Source organism: Pseudomonas sp. GW821-FHT09C08, assembly GCF_059418125.1.
Genome location: NZ_JBWKPG010000008.1, coordinates 113,058 through 133,002, shown reverse-complemented (window position 1 = coordinate 133,002; position 19,945 = coordinate 113,058). Strand labels below are relative to the sequence as shown.

15 protein-coding genes are annotated in these 19,945 nt (G+C 62.3%); 7 read left to right on the top strand and 8 right to left on the bottom strand.

What is annotated here, in order from left to right:
- Window positions 1-171 precede the first annotated feature (171 nt).
- The gene (locus AC07OJ_RS24790) at window positions 172-675 is read left to right on the top strand and encodes a peptidylprolyl isomerase (RefSeq protein WP_003211783.1); all 504 of its coding nucleotides are present in this window, start codon (window positions 172-174) and stop codon (window positions 673-675) included.
- Window positions 672-1,421, top strand: coding sequence for a UDP-2,3-diacylglucosamine diphosphatase (gene lpxH, locus AC07OJ_RS24785; RefSeq protein ID WP_495095372.1), 750 nt, complete (start codon window positions 672-674; stop codon window positions 1,419-1,421). The genes AC07OJ_RS24790 and lpxH overlap by 4 nt, the downstream gene beginning before the upstream one ends.
- A gap of 932 nt (window positions 1,422-2,353) precedes the next feature.
- On the opposite strand, the gene AC07OJ_RS24780 is transcribed toward lpxH, so the two are convergent.
- The 7 genes from AC07OJ_RS24780 to AC07OJ_RS24750 form a co-directional block, all read right to left on the bottom strand.
- Window positions 2,354-3,883 (bottom strand): DHA2 family efflux MFS transporter permease subunit, encoded by a 1,530-nt coding sequence (locus AC07OJ_RS24780; protein ID WP_065901037.1) that lies wholly within the window; start codon window positions 3,881-3,883, stop codon window positions 2,354-2,356.
- Complete coding sequence (locus tag AC07OJ_RS24775; protein WP_065901042.1) at window positions 3,883-5,103, bottom strand: HlyD family secretion protein; 1,221 nt, start codon at window positions 5,101-5,103, stop codon at window positions 3,883-3,885. The genes AC07OJ_RS24780 and AC07OJ_RS24775 overlap by 1 nt, the downstream gene beginning before the upstream one ends.
- A gap of 15 nt (window positions 5,104-5,118) precedes the next feature.
- Window positions 5,119-6,570 carry an efflux transporter outer membrane subunit gene (locus tag AC07OJ_RS24770; RefSeq protein WP_495095371.1) on the bottom strand — a complete coding sequence of 484 codons (1,452 nt, stop codon included), beginning with the start codon at window positions 6,568-6,570 and terminating at the stop codon, window positions 5,119-5,121.
- Window positions 6,567-7,040: a MarR family winged helix-turn-helix transcriptional regulator gene (locus AC07OJ_RS24765; RefSeq protein ID WP_065901046.1), complete on the bottom strand. Its 474-nt coding sequence runs from the start codon at window positions 7,038-7,040 to the stop codon at window positions 6,567-6,569. The genes AC07OJ_RS24770 and AC07OJ_RS24765 overlap by 4 nt, the downstream gene beginning before the upstream one ends.
- 214 nt (window positions 7,041-7,254) lie before the next feature.
- Window positions 7,255-10,926 (bottom strand): translocation/assembly module TamB domain-containing protein, encoded by a 3,672-nt coding sequence (locus AC07OJ_RS24760; protein WP_495095370.1) that lies wholly within the window; start codon window positions 10,924-10,926, stop codon window positions 7,255-7,257.
- Window positions 10,926-12,653, bottom strand: a complete 1,728-nt coding sequence (locus tag AC07OJ_RS24755; RefSeq protein ID WP_495095369.1) for an autotransporter assembly complex protein TamA — start codon at window positions 12,651-12,653, stop codon at window positions 10,926-10,928. Before AC07OJ_RS24755 ends, AC07OJ_RS24760 begins: the two co-directional genes overlap by 1 nt.
- Window positions 12,654-12,717: 64 nt before the next feature.
- Entirely contained in the window at window positions 12,718-13,368 is a 651-nt protein-coding gene (locus tag AC07OJ_RS24750) for a GNAT family N-acetyltransferase (RefSeq protein ID WP_065901053.1), read from the bottom strand.
- A gap of 169 nt (window positions 13,369-13,537) precedes the next feature.
- On the opposite strand from AC07OJ_RS24750, the gene xthA reads away from it, so the two are divergent.
- Window positions 13,538-14,350 (top strand): exodeoxyribonuclease III, encoded by an 813-nt coding sequence (xthA, locus tag AC07OJ_RS24745; RefSeq protein WP_065901056.1) that lies wholly within the window; start codon window positions 13,538-13,540, stop codon window positions 14,348-14,350.
- Between the two features lie 114 nt (window positions 14,351-14,464).
- Window positions 14,465-15,796, top strand: coding sequence for a substrate-binding domain-containing protein (locus tag AC07OJ_RS24740; protein WP_495095368.1), 1,332 nt, complete (start codon window positions 14,465-14,467; stop codon window positions 15,794-15,796).
- A gap of 192 nt (window positions 15,797-15,988) precedes the next feature.
- On the opposite strand, the gene AC07OJ_RS24735 is transcribed toward AC07OJ_RS24740, so the two are convergent.
- Entirely contained in the window at window positions 15,989-17,218 is a 1,230-nt protein-coding gene (locus tag AC07OJ_RS24735) for an acyl-CoA dehydrogenase (RefSeq protein ID WP_029298342.1), read from the bottom strand.
- Window positions 17,219-17,369: 151 nt separating this feature from the next.
- On the opposite strand from AC07OJ_RS24735, the gene AC07OJ_RS24730 reads away from it, so the two are divergent.
- The 3 genes from AC07OJ_RS24730 to AC07OJ_RS24720 all read left to right on the top strand — a co-directional run bounded on the left by AC07OJ_RS24730 (window position 17,370) and on the right by AC07OJ_RS24720 (window position 19,748).
- On the top strand, window positions 17,370-18,305 hold the full coding sequence (locus tag AC07OJ_RS24730) for a LysR family transcriptional regulator (RefSeq protein ID WP_495095367.1): 936 nt from the start codon (window positions 17,370-17,372) through the stop codon (window positions 18,303-18,305).
- Window positions 18,306-18,439: 134 nt separating this feature from the next.
- On the top strand, window positions 18,440-18,832 hold the full coding sequence (locus AC07OJ_RS24725; RefSeq protein WP_106803382.1) for a MerR family transcriptional regulator: 393 nt from the start codon (window positions 18,440-18,442) through the stop codon (window positions 18,830-18,832).
- A 16-nt stretch (window positions 18,833-18,848) separates the two neighbouring features.
- Window positions 18,849-19,748: a hydroxymethylglutaryl-CoA lyase gene (locus AC07OJ_RS24720; RefSeq protein ID WP_495095366.1), complete on the top strand. Its 900-nt coding sequence runs from the start codon at window positions 18,849-18,851 to the stop codon at window positions 19,746-19,748.
- Window positions 19,749-19,945: the final 197 nt, after the last annotated feature.

Below are 19,945 nucleotides of genomic sequence, written 5' to 3'. Positions count from 1 at the left end.
GCCGCTGACAGAGCGTGGCCAAAAACTGCTGCATTTAATGCACGGGCGGTAAAAAACCACCTCGAAATTCCTGCCGGGCACGCTAAACTGCGCGCCTTGGCCGCGATTTCGCCAACCTGGTAAGGCGCGCAGGCGTCCAAACCCACGAATTCCCTGAAAAGAGTAGTGAACATGACTCAAGTCAAACTGACCACCAACCACGGTGACATCGTCATCGAGCTGAACGCCGAGAAAGCGCCGATCACCGTCGCCAACTTCATCGAATACGTTAAGGCCGGCCACTACGAAAACACTGTTTTCCACCGTGTCATCGGCAACTTCATGGTCCAGGGCGGCGGTTTCGAGCCTGGAATGAAGGAAAAGAAAGACAAGCGTCCAAGCATCCAGAACGAAGCGGACAACGGCCTTTCCAACGACAAGTACACCGTCGCCATGGCCCGTACCATGGAGCCGCATTCGGCCTCCGCGCAGTTCTTCATCAACGTCGCCGACAACACTTTCCTGAACCACAGCGGCAAGAACGTTCAGGGCTGGGGCTACGCAGTGTTCGGTAAAGTCACCGAAGGCCAGGACGTCGTCGACAAGATCAAAGGCGTTCAGACCACCGGTAAAGCCGGTCACCAGGACGTTCCGGTAGAAGACGTGATCGTCGAGAAAGCCGAGATCGTTGAGTGATATTGCTGATTTCAGATTTGCATCTGGAAGAGGAGCGCCCGGACATCACCCGGGCGTTTCTGGATCTGCTCCACAACCGCGCCCGTGGCGCCCAGGCGTTGTACATTCTGGGGGACTTCTTTGAAGCCTGGATTGGCGACGATGGGATGACGCCCTTCCAGCGCTCGATTTGCGCAGCCTTGCGCGAGCTGAGCGACAGCGGCACCCCGATTTTCATCATGCATGGCAACCGCGATTTCCTCATCGGCAAGGGGTTCTGCAAAGCTGCAGGCGCCACCTTGCTCAAGGACCCGAGTGTCGTGCAGCTCCATGGCGAGCCTGTGCTGTTGATGCACGGCGACAGCCTCTGTACCCGCGACCTTGGCTATATGAAGCTGCGGCGCATCCTGCGTAACCCGATCGTGCTGTTTATCCTGCGCCACCTGCCGCTGCGCACCCGCCACAAGCTGGCACGCAAGCTGCGCAGTGAAAGCCGCGCGCAAACGCGCATGAAGACCAACGACATCGTCGACGTCACCCCCGAGGAAGTGCCCAGGGTGATGCAGCAGTTCGGCGTGCGCACCCTGGTCCACGGCCACACGCACCGCCCGGCCATCCATAAGTTGCAGATTGGAGACCAGGCGGCCAAGCGTATCGTGCTGGGGGACTGGGACAAGCAAAGCTGGGCCTTGCAGGTGGATGAGCAAGGGTTTCAGCTGGCGGCGTTTGACTTTGTGAACCCGCAACTGGCGTTGCCCGGTGCTTGATTCCCAAACACCGCGCATCCCCTGTGAACAGCGACCTCAATGTGAGAGCTGGCTTGCCTGCGAAGGCGGTGTGTCAGTCGATTCATTTATCGACTGATCCGGCGCCTTCGCGAGCAAGCCCGCTCCCACCTTGTTGATCGCGTGCTGTCTCAGCTTGAGGTTGTGAAGCCGCAATTGGCGTTGCCCGGTGCCTGACTCTCAAACACCACACATACCTTGTGAACAGAGATCCAAATGTGGGAGCTGGCTTGCCTGCGAAGGCGGTGTGTCAGTCAATTCATTTATCGACTGATCCTGCGCCTTCGCGAGCAAGCCCGCTCCCACTTTGTTGACCGCGTGCTGTCTCAGCTTGAGGTTGTGAAGCCGCAGTGGGTATGGCCTGGCGCCTGATTCCCAAACACCGCGCATCCCTTGTGAACAGAGATCCAAATGTGGGAGCTGGCTTGCCGGCGATGGCGGTGTGTCAGTCAATTCATTTATCGACTGATCCTGCGCCTTCGCGAGCAAGCCCGCTCCCACCTTTGTTGACCGCGTGCTGTCTCAGCTTGAGGTTGTGAACCCGCAATTGGTGTTGCCTGGCGTCTGATTTTCAAACACCGCGCATCCCTTGTGAACAGAGGTCCTAATGTGGGAGCTGGCTTGCCGGCGAAGGCGGTGTGTCAGTCGATTCATTTATCGACTGATCCGGCGCCTTCGCGAGCAAGCCCGCTCCCACTTTGTTGACCGCGTGCTGTCTCAGCTTGAGGTTGTGAAGCCGCAATTGGTGTTGCCTGGCGCCTGATTTTCAAACACCACGCATCCCTTGTGAACAGAGATCCAAATGTGGGAGCTGGCTTGCCTGCGAAGGCGGTCTGTCAGTCAATAGATTTATCGACTGAACCACCGCCATCGCCAGCAAGCCGGGTCCTACAGGGCTCGGGATGATCCGGGTATCAGTGCCCGGAGGCTTCCGGCCCGGCCTTCGCGCCGAACGGCGGCTTGGCCAGCCATACCAGCAACATCAAGCCCATGAACATCCACCCCAGCAACGTGAAGTAGTCCACGGTGGACATCATGTACGCCTGGCTGGTGAGGATCTGGTCCAGCTGCGCATAAGCCTTGTGCCCTGCCCCACCGAGCGCTTGCAGCGCGTCGCGGGTGGCCGAGTCGTAGGTGGTCATGTTTTCGCTCATGTACGCATGGTGCTGGTCCGCGCGGCGAATCCAGATCCAGGTGGTCAGCGAGGCCGCGAAGCTGCCGCCCAGGGTCCGCAGGAAGGTCGCCAGGCCGGCCCCGTCGGCAATTTGCTGGGGCGGCAAATCGGACATCAGGATGCTCAGGGTCGGCATGAAGAACAGCGCCACGCCAATGCCCATGAACAGCTGCACCAGGGCGATGTGGGTGAAGTCCACTTCGTTGGTGAAGCCGGCACGCATGAAGCAACTCAGGCCAATCGCCAGGAACGCCAGGCCTGCCAGTAGGCGCAGGTCGAATTTGTGCGCGTACTTACCGACAAACGGCGACATCAGCACCGGCAGGATGCCGATCGGCGCCACCGCCAGGCCGGCCCAGGTCGCGGTGTAGCCCATCTGAGTTTGCAGCCACTGCGGCAGGATCAGGTTGATACCGAAGAAGCCCGCATACCCCAGGATCAACACGATAGTGCCGATGCGGAAGTTCCGGTAAGCGAACAGCCGCAGGTTGACCACCGGGTGCTTGTCGGTGAGTTCCCAGATGATGAACACCGCCAGGGCAATCACCGAAATCGCCGCACCGATGATGATGAAGTTGGACTCGAACCAGTCCAGGTCGTTGCCCTTGTCGAGGATGATCTGCAAGGCGCCGACCCCGACGATCAGGCTCAACAGCCCCACATAGTCCATCGGCTGGTAACTGGTGACCACCGGGCGTTTCTTCAGCTGCGAACGCACCACCATCACCGCGAAGATCCCGATGGGCACGTTGATGAAGAAGATCCACGGCCAACTGTAGCTGTCAGTGATCCAGCCGCCGAGGATCGGCCCGGCAATCGGCGCCACCACCGTGACCATCGCCAGCAACGCCAGGGCCATGCCGCGCCTCGCCGGCGGGTAGACCGCGATCAGCAGCGTCTGGGTCATCGGGTACAACGGCCCGGCAACCAGGCCTTGCACGACCCGAAAGGCGATCAGCTCGGGCATCGAGGTGGAAATACCACACAGGAACGACGCCAGCACAAACAGCAGGGTCGCCCACAGGAACAGCTTCACCTCGCCAAAGCGCCGGCTCAACCAGCCGGTCAGCGGCAAGGCAATCGCGTTGCTCACCGCAAACGAGGTGATCACCCAGGTGCCCTGCTCCGAACTCACGCCGAGGTTGCCGGAAATGGTCGGCAACGCCACGTTGGCGATGGTGGTGTCGAGCACCTGCATAAAGGTCGCCAGCGACAGGCCAATAGTGGCCATCAACAGGCTGGGTGGCGTGAAGGAGGCGTTATTGCTCATCAGCGTTGCGCAGCCTTGGGTGCGGCGCTGCTGTTGTCATGGATCAACTGCGTGATCATGGCGTCAGCCTCGGCCAGTTGGCGGTCATACACGTTGGTGGTGAACGAAGCCTTTTGCGGCGCCTGCTGCGCCAGTACCGGGCCGCTCTGGTCGTGCAGGTCGACATTGACCACGGTGCTCAAGCCCACTCGCAGTGGGTGCTTGGCCAGCTCATCGGCGTTGATGTGGATACGCACGGGTACACGCTGCACGATCTTGATCCAGTTACCGGTGGCGTTCTGCGCCGGCAGCAGGGCAAACGCGCTGCCGGTACCGGCGCCCAGGCTGTCCACGGTGCCGCTGAATTTCACGTCACTGCCGTAGATATCCGACTCGATATCCACCGGCTGGCCGATGCGCATGTCGCGCAGTTGGGTTTCCTTGAAGTTGGCGTCAATCCACAGCTGGTCCAGCGGAATCACCGCCATCAGCGCAGTGCCCGGCTGGACGCGCTGGCCCAGTTGCACGGTGCGCTTGGCCACGTAGCCGGTGACCGGCGCGATCAAGGTGCTGCGCGCATTGGTCAGGTAGGCCTGGCGCAGTTGCGCGGCGGCGGCCTGGACGTCCGGGTGCGACGAAATCACGGTGTCGTCCACCAGCGCGCTGGTGGTCTTGAACTGCTGCTGCACGTTGGCCAGGGCGTTTTGCGCCGAGGTCAGGTCGTCACGGGCGTGGGAGAGTTCTTCCTGGGAAATCGCGCCGCCCGCGGCGAGGTTCTTACGACGGTTGTAGTTGTCCTGGGCCTTCTGCACATTGGCTTGCTGCGCCAGCACCTGGGCTTTCATCCCGTCGACGTTGCTGTACAAACCCCGTACCTGGCGCACGGTGCGGGCCAGGTTGGCCTGGGCACTTTGCAGGCCGACGGCGGCATCATTCGGGTCGAAGTTGACCAGCACCTGGCCTTCGTGGACCAGGTCGCCGTCGTCGGCGCCGATGCTGACCACGGTGCCGGTGACCAACGGGGTGATCTCGACCACGTTGCCGTTCACATAGGCGTCGTCGGTGCTTTCATTGAAGCGGCCGTAGAGCTCATACCAGCCCCACACGCCCAGCACGCCGAGGATGACGATCAGCGCGAGGCCGATCAGCATGATCTTGCGTTTACGCGGGTTGTTGTCCGTTTTGGGTTGTTCGGTGGCTTTGGGTTGTTCGCTTGCGTTGGTGTTTTCGGCAGTGGCCATGACAAATACCTCAAATTATTCCGTGCGTGTGGCTGGGGTGGTCGCTGCCACGTTGTTGGCGCTGTAGCCGCCACCCAGGGCCTGCATCAATTGAATCGACAGATCGATCTGCGCTGCATTCAGCGTCGCCAGCTGGCGCTGGGCCTGCAGCAACTGCTGCTCGATGCTCAGCACATCCAGATAGTTGCCGATGCCGGAGCTGTAGCGCTGCACCCCGGTCTCGTAGGACTGCTGGGCAATGTCCGCGGCGTGTTGCTGGGCCTGGATCTGCCGACCGGTGTCACGCAGTTGCGACAGGGTGTTGCCGATATCGCCCAGGGCTTGCACCAGGGTCTTGTTGTACTGGGCCACCGCCAGGTCGTAGTCGGCGTCGCGGGCGTCGAGGTCGGCGCGCAGGCGGCCACCGTCGAAGATCGGCAGCGAGATCGTCGGCGCGATGCTGAAGAAGCGGCTGGCCGACCCGAACATCGCGTCACCCAGCAACGACTCGGCTCCGGCGCTCGCGCTCAGGTTGAGGTTGGGGTAGAAGTTGGCCTTGCCGGCGGCGATATTCTTGCTCGCCGCCTCCACGCGCCAACGCGCGGCGATCAGGTCCGGACGACGGCCGAGCAATTCGGCCGGCAATACCGAAGGCACCGCCACGGCGCTGGGTTTCAGCACGTTGGGACGGGTCAACTCACCGCCACGGTCCGGGCCTTTGCCGAGCAGCACGGCGAGGGCGATCTTGGCGCTCTGCAGTTGCTTTTCCGCATCGATCAGTTGCGACTGGGAGCTGGCTTCCAGGCTTTCGGTCTGCTGGTACTGGTACTGGCTGTCGATGCCGGAGTTGAGCCGACGCTTGCCCAGGTCGAGCATTTGCCGGGTGCGCTTGAGGTCATCATTGGCCAGGTCACGCACGATATGCGCCTGGCCCAAATCGCTGTAGGCCTTGGCCACGTTGGCGGCGAGTGTCAGGCGTGCGGCCTGCTGGTCGACTTCGGCGGCACGTGCCTGGCCCAGCGCGGCTTCCCACGCGGCGCGCTGGCCACCCCAGAGGTCGAAGTTGTAATTGAAGCTGGCGCCGATATTACGCACGGTGGCGTAGGCATCGCCCTGCCCCAGCGGGTCCTGATCCTTGGCCAGGCGTGAGCGGCTCACACCGGCGCTGGCGTCGAGGGTCGGCATGCGAGCGGCATTCGCCGCATAGGCAGCGGCTTCGGCCTGATGGGCACGGGCGCTGGCCACTTGCATGTCGGGGCTGTTCTGCAGGGCTTCCTGGATCAGGCCGTCGAGCTGGGGGTCGCCCAGGCTTTTCCACCAGTCGGCGGTGGGCCAGGCAGCACTCGACAGCGTCACGCCGCTCAAGGACTTACCGGCCTGCAAGGTATTGGCGTCGAGGCGCTGGCCCTGGGTGTCGAGACCGCTGAAGTTGGCGCAACCGGCCATGCTCATGGCCACCAGCACCAGGCTAAGGGCACGTGTGTTCATTCTTTACCTACCCGCTGCAGGGTGATGGGATCACCGGCAGCTATCAGAATTTTCTTGAGGATCTTTTCCAGGGTTTGCAACTCACCGGGCTCCAGGGCGCCGGCCAACTGATTCAGCGCATCGGCGCCGATGTGCGGCAGCATGTCCGCCAGGCGCTGGCCTTCGGTGGTCAGCACCAACTGCACCTGGCGGCGGTCCAGCTCGGAACGCTTGCGCCCCAGCAGGCCCTTTTGCTCCAGGCGGTCGAGCATGCGTGTCATCGAGCCGCTGTCCAGCGAGAGGTTGCGGCACAGCTCCGCCGGGGTGTCGACGCCGTACTGGGCCATGATGATCAGCACCTTGAACTGCGCGGCGGTGATGCCATGGGGTTCCATATGGGTGTCGATGATGCGGTCTTTGAGCAGTGCGGCGCGGCCCAGCAACAGGCCGAGATGGCAGTTGTGGAAGTTGTCAGGGGTGAAGTGTTTCATCGGAAGTCACCTTATTACTGCCTAGGCAGTGAATGTATGACGAGATGTTACTGCTTAGGCAGCGAATGTCAAATGGAATAATTAGCTTGCTTGCTAATTAGCTGACAGGCGGCAGAAAACCAGAACTGCAGGCGCAGGCTTGCCGGCGATGGCGGTGCATCAGTCAATGAAAGTATCGACTGATGAACCGCTAACGCCGGTAAAAAGAGGAAGGTCAGAAATCGCGCTTGTAGAAGATATCCAGAGAGCTGGCCACGCCGCTCGCCACTTCCAGGTACACCTTCTTGCTCAGCAGATAACGCAAGGCAATGGTGCTGGCCGGTTCGAACACCCCGACCCCGTAGCGCAGGCTGAGTTTCTCGGTGATCTTGCCGCTGGCCACCACCGCCGTGGTGGTGCCACTGCCCTGGGTGTCGAGGTCAAAATCCTGGATACCGAGTTTGTTGGCGATGTCCGAGGTCACCCCGGCACTGCCCATCAGCCCCAGGCCCAAGGCGGCTTGGGCAAGCATGTTGTTGTCTTCGCCGGTGCTGCTCAGCGGACGCCCCAGTACCAGGTAGGACAGCGCCTGCTCCTGGCTCATCGCCGGCTCCGAGAAGATCTGCGTGGTCGGCTGCTCGGCGCTGCCGCTGAGGCGGATACCGGCGACCACGTCGTCGGTCTTGCGGACCGCTTCGATGTCCAGGTAGGGCTGGTCGATCGGCCCGGCGAACAGCAGGCGTGCGCGACGCACATCGAGGCGCTGCCCGTAGGCGCGGTAGCGGCCGTCGTTGAGCCACAGCTCGCCACGGGTATCCATGTTGTCGCCGATGTGCACATGGCCCTGCACCTTGGCGGTCAGGCCGAAGCCGGCGAAGTTGAGCTTGTCCTCGCCCACCGCGACGTCGATATCCATGGCCATCGCCATTGGCGGCTTACCCTCCTCGGTCTGGCTGCCGACGATCACCGTGTCGTCCGAGACCTTGACCGTCGACGGCGGCAGCTCACGCACGGTGATGTCGCCGCGCGGGATCTGCACCTTGCCGGCAATCGCCAGTTTGTCGTTCTTCAGGCTGATCTTCAGGTCGGGCGCCACTTCCAGCACCGCATAAGGCTCCACCGTGACCGGCAGTTGCGAGCCTTGCAGGCTGAGGTCCACCACCAGCGCCTGGCCCCAGTCGATCTGGCCCTTGAGGCTGCCCTGCCCGGCCTTGCCACTGCGCCATGCGCCATTCAATTGCACACTCTCGCCGGCAATCAGCGCCTGCACGTTCAGGCCTTCAAGGCTGACCGGCAGTTGCGGCCCGGACACTTCACCGCCCACCAGGTTGACGTTGCCGTTGACCTGCGGCGCCAGCAATCCGCCGGAAATCCGCCCGCTGCCGTTGAGCTTGCCGGTGAGTTTTTCCACCATCGGCACAAACGGCCGCGCCACGGCGAGGTCGAGGCCAGTGAGGCTGAAGTTGCCGGTGATCGGCTTGTTTTTCGGCAGTGGATTGATCTGCGCCTGCAGCAACAGCTCGCCGAGCTGGCCGCCACGGAAGTTCAGCTGGGTGTCGATGCGCTTGGGGTTGAGGGTGGTTTCCAGCTTGAGGGTGTCATAGGGGAAATCCAGCCACTGGTCCTTGTCCTTGACGCGCATGGTGCCGCCGCTGGCATCCACCGAGATCACGCCTTTGGGCCCGCTGTCGGGCAGGTCGAGTTGCACGTCGGCATTCAGCTTGCCCTGCCACGCGAAGTCCTTGGGCAAAAACGCCGCCAGGCTGTCGATGGGGAACTGCTTGAGGTGGTAGCGCAGCTTCGGCTCGGGCATCAGGCGCTGGTCTTCACCGCACAGGCTGGCCGCGCCGGACACCCAGCAGTGCGCGGCAAATGTCAGCTTGCCGTCGGCCAGGCGTTCGATTTTTGCCGGGGCCTGCAGCTTCCAGTCCTGGCCCCCGGCTTGCACATCGCCACTGGCCAGGCGCCCGCGCCAGTTGCCTTTATCAAGGTTGCCGTCGAGGGCCAGGGCCAGTTTGATCAACGGACCGGCCAGGTCCAATTGGACCTTCTGGCTCTTGATATCGCCTTGGGCACTGGCCGTGAGGGTGCCGACCTGGGTGTCGCCGGCCTGGATGCCGCTGCCCTTGAGGTCGATCCTGGCGCGCTGGGCGCTGTCCAGGTTGGCGTCCAGGCTCAGGCTTTGCAGGCGATTATCGGCGAATGCCAGTTGCTGGCCCTTGAGGTCGAGCTTGCCTTGCGGCGCCTGGAGGCTGCCGGCCACGTCGAGCCGGCCATTGACCTGCCCACGCAGCTGCGGCCACAGCTGGGCCAGGCGTGCCAGCTTGATATCGATCTGCCCGGCCAGGCGTTGCTGCAGGCTGCCGCTGCCATTGATGCGGTTGTCGCCCAGGCGAATATCCAGGTTGGCCAGGGTCCATTGCTCGCCCGCGCCTTCGGCCTTGGCGGCCAGCACGGCGGTTTGCCCGCGCAGGCGGCCCTTGAGGTCGAGGTCGGCGTTGAGCTTGAGCTGTTCGTTCTTGAATTCACCTTGGCTGCGCAGCGGCCCGGCCAGGGTGCCGGGCAACTCGGCGACCCAGTACGCCGGGTTCAGCGCCGACAGGTCCAGCGCGGTGTCCCAGCCGATGCCGTCGGCAAACTGCAGGTTCAGGTGGCCTTCGGCCTTGCCTTGGCCGGCGCTGAGTTTCAGCTCGGGCAGGAACGCTTGCTTGAGGTCGCCGCTGAAGGGCGTGACCACCGTGAACTTGCCGGCCGGGCCGTCGAGGTCGGCCTTGAGATTGCCGAGGTAGTTGCCGTCCTTGTAGGAGACTTCACCGTTGAAGGTGCGCAATACCACCTGCGGCTCGTCGATCAGCGGGTACAGGCGATGCCACGGGAAGTCCAGCCAATCGATCCTGGCCTCGGCGCTGAAGCCTTGTTGCCAGTCCAGTTGCGCCGTCAGTTTCAGGCTCTGGCGGTCACCGGCATTCAGGTCGAGGCCGGCGATCTGCGCGCCCTTGGCGTCGACCTTGCCTTGCAACAGCAGGTCCACCGGGCCCTTTTCCGCCGGCAGCACGGCCTTGCCCAGCAGCTGGTAGCCGCTGCTCAAGTCGCCCTTGGCGCTGAGGTCGAGTTGATTGAGTTGCAGGGTGTCGGGCAAATCCGCACTCGGCTTGAAGCCATCCGCGGTGATGTGCAACTGCGCGGGCAGGTTTTCCGCCAGGGGCTGCAGCTCGCCGCGCAGTTTGGCCGGCAGGTAACCGCTGCTGTCGGCGTCGAGCTTGAGGGTTTTGAGCAAGTCGCCATCGACCTTGAGCGCCACTTTCCACGGCGCACCGCCGGGGGCGTAAGGCAGGCTCAGGTCACCGCTGGCGGTCAACGGCCAGTCGCCGCTGGGTTGCAGCAGGCCGGCAAGGTCCAGCACCAGGTCGTCGCGTTGCAGGTGCACCGAGTCAATCTGCATCCCGGCGGCGGTCCAGTGCGCTGCAAGCTGCAGGCCCTGGAGTTCCTCGCTGCCATTGAACAGCAGGCTACCGACGCGAACGTCGCCCAATTGAATGGAAACGGGCAATTTCAGATCCGGCAATTGAATCGGCCCGCTGCTCTCTTCGGTGCTCGGCGCAAACTGCAGGCTGACTTGATTCACGTCCAGGCGATTGATGCACACGGTCATGCGCAACAGGCACGCCGGCGACCAATCCAACGTCGGCGCCTTCAGCTCGACACGACTGCCGTCTTGCGCCCACAGCAGATGGTCGGCGCTCCACTGGCCACCCAAATGCCCTTGGAAATTCTCCACGCTCAACCCCGGCACACGCCCCAGGGCCCAGCGACTGCCGGCCTGGGTGCCGAGGATTGCCCACAGTGCCAGCAACAGCACGGCGAGGATTGCCAGTACGGCCAGCCCCGCTATTTTTACACCACGCATCACAGCTCAGGCCCCATGGAAAAGTGCAAACGAACGCCGCCCGGGTCTTCCAGGGCATGGGCCAGGTCCAGGCGGATCGGCCCCACCGGCGAGACCCAGCGAATGCCGACACCGACGCCGGTCTTGAGGCTGGGCAGCTCCAGGGAATTGAACGAGTTGCCCTGGTCGATAAAGGTTGCGATCCGCCATTTCTCGGCGATGGAATATTGGTACTCGGCGCTCAGGGCCACCATGTAGCGGCCGCCGATACGGTCGCCGCGGTCGTTTTCAGGCGAGAGCGTCTGGTACTCGTAACCACGCACGCTCTGGTCGCCACCGGCGAAGAAGCGCAGCGACGGCGGCACCGACTTGTAGCCATTGGTCGCGCTGCCGCCGACCTGGGCCCGGGCCAGGAACCGGTGGTTGTCCCACAGGGTGGTCAAACCCTTGACCATGGCCGTGCCGTAAAGCAGGTTGGTGTCGGAGCCCAGGCCCTCCTTCGCGACCTTGGTGTCGAACTGCAGGCGGTAGCCGTTGTGCGGGTCGATGCGGTTATCGCTGCGCAGGTAGGAATAGCTGATGCCGGGCATGACCAGGTTGCTGAGGCCGGAGTCATTGCCCAACCGATATTCTTCGCGCTGGTATTTGAGCGAGATCACGCGGGTCCAGCCGCTGGGCAACTTGCTGTGCCATTCAGGGCCGAGGGTGAGCAATTTACTCAAGGTGTCGGTATTGGCGATCTCTTCATTCTGGTAACCGCCGGCGAAGCGCAATTTATCAGTGAGCGGCGGGTCCAGCGGAATGTCGTACCACAGGCCGACGTTCTGGCGTGGCGCCGACAGTTCGGCCTCCCAACCATAGCTGTGGCCCTGGGGGTTGACCCAGTGACGGGTCCAGTTGGCCTTGCCGCGCGGGCCGACGTCGGTGGAGAAACCCAGGCCCAGGCCCATGGTGCGCGGCTTGCGGGTTTGCAGGTTGACGGCCACCGGGATCACGTCTTTGCTCGAGGCCGCCGGGGCGGCGTCCACGCGCACGCCTTCAAAAAAGCCGCTGGCCTGCAGGTTCTGGTTAAGTTCGGCGATCAGTTCGGAATCGTAGGGGTCACCGCTTTTGAACGGCACCATGCGTTGCAGCAGGTCTTCGTCAAACGGCGTATCGCCGGCAAAGCTGACCTTGCCCAGGGTGTAGCGCGGGCCACTGTCATAGATGAGTTCGATATCGGCGACGCCGGCCTGCGGGTCAACCGAGAGTGTCTGGCGAGTAAAGCGCCCGCTGAAAAAGCCGTAGCGCGACGCCTGGTTCTGGATCAGGCGCTTGGCGTCTTCGTAATGGCCGTGGTTGAGCACGGCGCCGGATTTGAGGTCGTCACTGGCGGGCACGCGAAACGTCTTGAGGTTCGCGGCAGGACCGTCGACCCGAATGGTCACGTTGCGCAAATGCACCGGCTCGCCGGGGTCGATGGTGAGGATCAGGCGCGGGTTCTTGCCGCCCTTCACATCACTCTCGATCAGTGGCTGATAGAAACCCAGTGCCTGCGCGGCTTTGCGCGCCTGCTCCTCGGCGCCACGGCTGAACCGCAGCAAGGCCTCTTCATCACGATCGCCCACCCCGCCGATGTAGCCTACGATGTTGGCTTTCAACGCGTCGTTTGATGGCTTGATCCGCACGTCCAATTCGCTTTGTGCGAATGCGCCGCAGCTGGTGAACAGCAGAACCAAGCCGCTGGTAAATCTTCCTGGAAACTTCATAGGCGCGGATGCTACACGAGCAAGGGAGACTCTTTGAACTCAGAATTGTCTGAATAATTCTGTCTTAAGCCGTTGCAGCATGTAACACCTGCGGATTGGGGTGGAAAAAAACGTGCTCAAGGACAGGTCCTATAGCGACTTCGCCGATTTCCTCGTAGCCCTGACGCTTGTAGAACTCCAGATAGCGAGAATTCCCCGTATCCAGCACCACACCGGACGAATGCGGGTCTTCGGCGCACCAATTGTGTACGGCTTCCAGCAGTTGCTCGCCGTAATGCTTGCCCTGGAATTGCGGATGAATGCCCAGCAGCGGCAGCACATGCACCGATTCGCTGGGCAGGCAGGCCAACACCGCCTGATGGTATTCGAGGTAGCGACGGGTGCCGCGCACACCGGTGCTCAACCACATGCGCAGCTGCCAGGCCCAGCTTTCGGTGATCCCCAGGCGCCGTTGCGGGGGGGCGATCAACGCGATGCCGATCAGGCGGTCGTTGATGAACAGGCCAATCGCCGGCAGTTTCTGGAAAAAGTGCTGCTTGACCAGCTCGCGCACGGTGGCACGGACCCGTTGTTCATAGCCTGGGCGCTCGGCCTCAAAGATGTAGGCGAACGTCGGCTCATGCCGATAGGCCTGGTACAGCAGGGAGCGGGCCTCGCGGGAATAGCCGCTGTTGAGCAGGCGAATATCGGCAATGGCAGTCGAGGTTTCAGGCATACAGTCAATCTCCCTGGGCACCACTCAAAAGGTGGCGTTCTTATGGGTACGAACCTACGCAGCACCAGTCGTTCCCAGACATTAGCAGTGCATCTGTCCTACCGCCACGCTGGCCCCCGTCCGACTTGTCCGCTAGCATCGCCCTTTTGCCAGGACTGGACTGCCGACCATGAAAATCGTCTCCTTCAATATCAACGGGCTGCGCGCCCGCCCTCATCAGCTGGCGGCGCTGATTGAAAAACACCAGCCCGACGTGATCGGCCTGCAGGAAACCAAGGTCCACGACGACCAGTTCCCCCTCGCCGAAGTGCAGGCCTTGGGCTATCACGTGTACTACCACGGGCAAAAAGGTCACTACGGCGTGGCGCTGCTGTCGCGCAAAGAAGCCCTGAGCGTGCACAAAGGTTTTGCCAGCGATGAAGAAGACGCCCAGCGCCGCTTTATCTGGGGCACCTTCGCCGACGAGAACGGCCAGCCGGTCACCATCATGAACGGCTATTTCCCCCAGGGCGAAAGCCGTGACCACCCCACCAAGTTCCCGGCCAAGCAGCGCTTCTACGCAGACTTGCAGCAACTGCTGGAAAGCCAGTTCAGCAATGACCAGGCACTGGTGGTGATGGGCGATGTGAATATTTCCCCGGAAGATTGCGACATCGGCATCGGCGCCGACAACGCCAAACGCTGGCTGAAAACCGGCAAGTGCAGCTTCCTGCCGGAAGAGCGCGAGTGGATGGCACGCCTGAAGAACTGGGGCCTGGTGGACAGCTTCCGCCATCTCAACCCAGACGTGGCCGACCGTTTCAGCTGGTTCGACTACCGCAGCCGCGGGTTTGAAGACGAGCCCAAGCGCGGGCTGCGCATCGACGTGATCCTCGCATCCAATGGCCTGGTGCCACGGGTCAAGGATGCCGGGGTGGATTACGAATTGCGCGGGCTGGAAAAGCCGTCGGACCATGCGCCGATCTGGCTTGAACTGAGCTGACCACACGCTCCACTGTAGGAGCCGGCTTGCCGGCTCCTACGCGTGCTCGTCACATGAATGCAATCTTGCTGACTTAATCTCGCCGCACCCCCTTTGGCTTGAGAAGGTGCCGGCATGATGCTGCGCGTTCTGTTAGTGCTGACCCTTTTTCCTCTCTTCGCTGTCGCTGCTTCCCTCCCCGTTCCCGAGCAAGGCCCCGCCTTGCGCATCCAGGGCTCCAACACCATCGGTGCGGCGCTGGGCCCCGCGCTGGTCAAGGGCTTGATGGAACATCAAGGCTTGCAGGGCGTGCACAGTGAGCCTGGCGATGGCGCCAATGAACAGCGGGTCATCGGCAAGACGCGCCAGGGCAAGACCGTGACCATCGAAGTCGCGGCCCACGGCTCCAGCACCGGGTTTGCCGCACTGAAAAAAGCCGGCGCCGACCTTGCAGCATCGTCGCGTCCGATCAAGGACAGCGAGCTGGTGGACCTCGAACCCCTGGGCGACCTGAAAAGCCCCGGCGCCGAGCAGGTGATCGCCATCGACGGCCTGGCCATCATCCTCAACCCGCAAAACCCACTGAACACGTTGAACACCGAACAACTGGCGCAGATCTTCAATGGCGAAGCCAGCACCTGGGAGGCCCTCGGTGGCATCGGCGGGCCCATTCACGTGTACGCGCGCGATGATCAATCCGGCACTTACGACACGTTCAAGGAACTGGTGCTGAATCGGCGCAGCAAGCCTCTCGTCGCGTCAGCCAAGCGTTTCGAGTCCAGCGAAGCGCTGTCCGATGCGGTCAGCCAGGATCCCCAAGGCATCGGTTTCATCGGCCTGCCCTACGTGCGCCAGGCCAAGGCGGTGGCGATTGTCGACGGCGATTCGCAACCGATGCTGGCGCTCAATAGCCTGATCGCTACCGAGGATTACCCGCTGTCGCGCCGCTTGTTCTTTTACCTGCCGCCGTCCGGGCGCAACCCCTGGGCCAAGGCGCTGGTGGACTTCACCCAGACCAGCAAGGGCCAGGCGATCGTCGCGGCCAACGGATTTATCGCACAGCAGGTGCAGGCGATCGCGGTGCAGCCACGTCCATCGATGCCCGAGGATTATCAGGCCATCGCCCGTGAGGCCCAGCGGCTGACGGTGAATTTTCGTTTCGAGGAAGGCAGCGCAAGCCTCGACAACAAGGCGCGCCAGGATCTGCAGCGCGTGGTGACGTACCTGAAAAGCCATGAAAAGCTGGATAAACAAGTGACGCTGGTGGGTTTCGGCGACGCCAAGAACGACCCGCAGCGCGCCGCGCTGCTGTCGAAGTTGCGCGCGATGGCGGTGCGCCGTGAGCTGGTCAAGAGCGGCGTGGTACTGCGCGATATCCGTGGGTTCGGCGCGCAGATGCCGGTGGCGGCGAATACGGCGGACGAGGGACGGATCAAGAATCGGCGGGTGGAGGTGTGGGTGTACTGAAAAGCGCCAAGCAAGCGCCCAGTAACCACCTTGTGGTGAGCGGGCTTGCCCCGCGTTGGGCTGCGCAGCAGGCCCGATCAAGAACGCCGCGGTCCTTCAGGTAAATAGGGTACTCAGGTTTCAGGGGGGCTTCGCCCCCCCAACGCGGGGCAAGCCCGCTCACCACAATGGAGCGCGTTTCGAGCGGACTTTTTACTGCCCGCTGCGCATCAACTCTTTAGGCACATATTTGCCGATCTCGAACTTGCCGATCGCTGCGCGGTGCACTTCGTCCGGGCCGTCGGCCAGGCGCAGGGTGCGTTGCATGGCGTACATGTAGGCCAGCGGGAAGTCGTTGGACACACCAGCGCCGCCGTGGATCTGGATCGCCCGGTCGATCACCTTCAAGGCGACGTTCGGGGCCACCACCTTGATCTGGGCGATTTCGCTTTTCGCCACTTTATTGCCCACGGTGTCCATCATGTAGGCGGCCTTCAAGGTCAGCAGGCGCGCCATGTCGATTTCCATGCGTGAGTCGGCAATCTTGTCGATATTGCCGCCCAGGCGCGCCAACGGCTTGCCGAACGCGGTGCGGCTGACGGAGCGCTTGCACATCAGTTCCAGTGCGCGCTCGGCCATGCCGATTGAGCGCATGCAGTGGTGGATACGGCCCGGGCCAAGGCGCCCCTGGGCAATCTCGAAACCACGGCCCTCACCGAGCAGCACGTTTTCATACGGCACACGCACGTTGTCAAACAGCACTTCGGCATGGCCATGGGGGGCGTCGTCGTAACCGAACACCGGCAGCGGCCGGACGATTTTCACGCCGGGGGCGTCCACCGGCACCAGGATCATCGAGTGTTGCTGGTGGCGCGGCGCATCCGGGTTGCTCAGGCCCATGAAGATCAGAATCTTGCAGCGCGGGTCGCAGGCGCCGGAGGTCCACCACTTTTTACCGTTGATCACCCACTCGTCGCCCTGGCGCTCGGCGCGGGCGGCCATGTTGGTGGCGTCCGAGGAGGCCACATCCGGCTCGGTCATGGCGAATGCCGAGCGAATCTCGCCGCGCAGCAGCGGTTCGAGCCAGCGTTGCTTCTGTTCTTCATTGGCGTAGCGCACCAGCACTTCCATGTTGCCGGTGTCGGGGGCGGAGCAGTTGAACGGCTCCGGGCCCAGCAGCGAGCGGCCCATGATTTCGGCCAGCGGCGCGTATTCAAGGTTGGTCAGGCCGGCGCCCAGTTCGGATTCGGGCAGGAACAGGTTCCACAGGCCTTCGGCCTTAGCCTTGGCTTTCAGCTCTTCCATGATGGCGGTGGGCTGCCAGCGATCACCTTCGCTGACCTGGCGTTCGAACACCGGCTCGGCCGGGTAAACGTAAGCATCCATGAACGCAGTGACGCGTTCACGCAGTTCCTGAACCTTGGGCGAATAGGCGAAATCCATGAGCAGCTCCCTTCTCTGAGAGGTTGTTTAGGTCATGCAATCGATGCTAGAACAGCGCTGATAATTTACCTAGCCTATTCTCGGCGTGTATTAACATTCATCACCGATATATGATCGGCGTATGGACACCTAACAATAAGAGCGCAACGAAATGAATCTGAGCAAGGTCGACCTCAACCTGTTTATCGTCTTTGACGCGATCTACACCGAAGCCAACCTGACCCGTGCCGGGCAGATTGTCGGCATTACCCAGCCGGCGGTGTCCAACGCCCTGGCGCGTCTTCGGGAAACCTTCAACGACCCGCTGTTCGTGCGCACCGCACAAGGCATGGTGCCTACGCCGATGGCGCAGAACATCGTCGGCCCGGTGCGCAATGCGCTGTCGTTGCTGCGGGTGTCGGTGCAGGAGAGCCGCATCTTCAACCCGCAGCAGGCGGCCAAGACCTATCGCATCAGCATGACCGACCTCACCGAGGCGGTGATTCTGCCCCTGCTGTTCCAGCGCCTGCGCCGCCTGGCGCCGACCGTGGTGATCGAGAGCTTCCTGTCCAAACGCCGCGAGACCACCAAGGAACTGGCGGCCGGGCGCCTGGATTTTGCCGTGGATGCGCCGCTCAATACCGACCCGCAAGTGCGCCACGTCAAGTTGATGGAAGACCGCTACGTGTGTGCCATGCGCAAGGGCCACCCGATGGCGGGCAAGGACAAATTCACCCTGGATGACTACCTGTCGCTGACCCACATTCATATCTCCAGCCGCCGCAACGGCCTGGGCCACGTCGACCTGGCCCTGGGCAAGATGGGCATCCAGCGCAAGATTGCCCTGCGCTCCCAGCATTACCTGATGGCCTCGCAGGTGCTGCAGCAGACCGACATGGTCATGACCGTGCCGGAGCGTTTCGCCCGTCGCCATGAACTGCACTGGTTCAACCTGCCGGTCAACGATGTGCCGCCGGTGGAAACCCACCTGTACTGGCACGAAAGCACCGACCAGGACCCGGCCAATCGCTGGATGCGCGAGCAGATGATCGAGCTGTGCCAGCAGGTGACCGCGCATGAGAAGAAGCTCGATGGCAAGCAGGCTTGACCCCGGGTGAGCGGACTTGCCGTGGCGAGCAGGCTTGCCCTGCGTCGGGCGGCGAAGCAGCCCCTGAGCAATCCGCCTTGACGTAAACGTCAACCTGACATTAGCTTAGCGCCAAGACCTTCTTGAGCGCCCCCATGAGCACCACCTACAGCATCTCCGACCTCGCCCGCGAGCTCGACATCACGACCCGCGCCATTCGCTTCTATGAAGAACAAGGCCTGCTGGCCCCGGAACGCCGGGGCCAGGAGCGCATCTACTCGGCGCGTGACAAGGTCAGCCTGAAGCTGATCCTGCGCGGCAAGCGCATTGGTTTTTCCCTGGCCGAGTGTCGCGAGTTGATCGAACTCTACGACCCCACCAGCGGCAACCATATCCAGCTCAACAGCATGCTCGCGAAGATCGCCGAGCGCCGTGAGCAACTGGAGCAACAGTTGCTGGATATCGAACAGATGAAACTGGAACTGGACACCGCCGAAGAGCGCTGCACCCAGGCCCTCGCCCAGACCATGAACCAGGCCGGTCATTAACCAGAAGGTAGCTGCCATGCCCCTCCCCTCACACGTACGCCTGGTGGAAGTCGGCCCGCGCGACGGTTTGCAGAACGAAGCCCAGCCCATCAGCGTGGCCGACAAGGTTCACCTGGTGGATGCCCTCAGCGCGGCGGGCTTGAGCTATATCGAAGTCGGCAGCTTTGTCTCGCCCAAGTGGGTGCCGCAGATGGCCGGCTCTGCCGAGGTGTTCGCGCAGATCCAGCGCAAGCCCGGCGTGACCTACGGCGCACTGGCGCCAAACCTGCGCGGCTTTGAAGATGCGCTGGCAGCCGGGGTGAAGGAAGTCGCAGTGTTTGCCGCGGCGTCCGAGGCGTTTTCCCAGCGCAACATCAACTGTTCCATCAGTGAAAGCCTGGAGCGCTTTGCGCCGCTGATGGCCCAGGCCAGGCAGCACGGCATCAGCGTGCGTGGCTATGTGTCCTGTGTGCTGGGCTGCCCATACGAGGGCGAGATCGCGCCGGAGCAAGTGGCTGCGGTCGCGCGCGAACTGTATGCGATGGGCTGCTATGAAGTGTCCCTGGGCGACACCATCGGCACCGGCACGGCAGGCGCCACTCGCAGGTTGTTCGACGTGGTGGGCGCGCAGGTACCACGCGATAAGTTGGCCGGCCACTTCCATGACACCTATGGCCAGGCCATCGCCAATATCTACGCCAGCCTGCTCGAAGGTATCAATGTGTTCGACAGCTCTATCGCGGGCCTCGGCGGCTGCCCCTACGCCAAGGGCGCCAGCGGTAACGTCGCCACCGAAGACGTGCTCTACCTGCTCAATGGCCTGGGCATCGACACCGGTATCGATCTGGACGCATTGATGGGCGCGGGCCAGCACATCAGCCAAGTGTTGGGCCGACCTACCGGCTCGCGGGTGGCCAAGGCACGTAACGCCAGTTGAGTAGCGCGGGCGTGACAATGTGTTACCGCACAGCTACACATCGAGTAACACGGGAACATATTTTGTCGCATTTGCCGTAGGCCGTTGCCCACACAAAATTTAAATCATTGATTTTAAAGGGCTTTGTAAAGTTGGCACGGCTTCTGCTATCTCTATGGCATAACAAGAATAAAAAGCGCCAAACCTAATAAAAATAA

Bases quoted from the DNA above. Each gene is read 5' to 3' on its own strand.
- AC07OJ_RS24790 (WP_003211783.1), top strand. From the start codon at position 172: ATGACTCAAGTCAAACTGACCACCAACCACGGTGACATCGTCATCGAG.
- AC07OJ_RS24780 (WP_065901037.1), bottom strand. From the start codon at position 3,883: ATGAGCAATAACGCCTCCTTCACGCCACCCAGCCTGTTGATGGCCACT.
- AC07OJ_RS24775 (WP_065901042.1), bottom strand. From the start codon at position 5,103: ATGGCCACTGCCGAAAACACCAACGCAAGCGAACAACCCAAAGCCACC.
- AC07OJ_RS24770 (WP_495095371.1), bottom strand. From the start codon at position 6,570: ATGAACACACGTGCCCTTAGCCTGGTGCTGGTGGCCATGAGCATGGCC.
- AC07OJ_RS24765 (WP_065901046.1), bottom strand. From the start codon at position 7,040: ATGAAACACTTCACCCCTGACAACTTCCACAACTGCCATCTCGGCCTG.
- AC07OJ_RS24760 (WP_495095370.1), bottom strand. From the start codon at position 10,926: ATGCGTGGTGTAAAAATAGCGGGGCTGGCCGTACTGGCAATCCTCGCC.
- AC07OJ_RS24755 (WP_495095369.1), bottom strand. From the start codon at position 12,653: ATGAAGTTTCCAGGAAGATTTACCAGCGGCTTGGTTCTGCTGTTCACC.
- AC07OJ_RS24750 (WP_065901053.1), bottom strand. From the start codon at position 13,368: ATGCCTGAAACCTCGACTGCCATTGCCGATATTCGCCTGCTCAACAGC.
- xthA (WP_065901056.1), top strand. From the start codon at position 13,538: ATGAAAATCGTCTCCTTCAATATCAACGGGCTGCGCGCCCGCCCTCAT.
- AC07OJ_RS24740 (WP_495095368.1), top strand. From the start codon at position 14,465: ATGATGCTGCGCGTTCTGTTAGTGCTGACCCTTTTTCCTCTCTTCGCT.
- AC07OJ_RS24735 (WP_029298342.1), bottom strand. From the start codon at position 17,218: ATGGATTTCGCCTATTCGCCCAAGGTTCAGGAACTGCGTGAACGCGTC.
- AC07OJ_RS24730 (WP_495095367.1), top strand. From the start codon at position 17,370: ATGAATCTGAGCAAGGTCGACCTCAACCTGTTTATCGTCTTTGACGCG.
- AC07OJ_RS24725 (WP_106803382.1), top strand. From the start codon at position 18,440: ATGAGCACCACCTACAGCATCTCCGACCTCGCCCGCGAGCTCGACATC.
- AC07OJ_RS24720 (WP_495095366.1), top strand. From the start codon at position 18,849: ATGCCCCTCCCCTCACACGTACGCCTGGTGGAAGTCGGCCCGCGCGAC.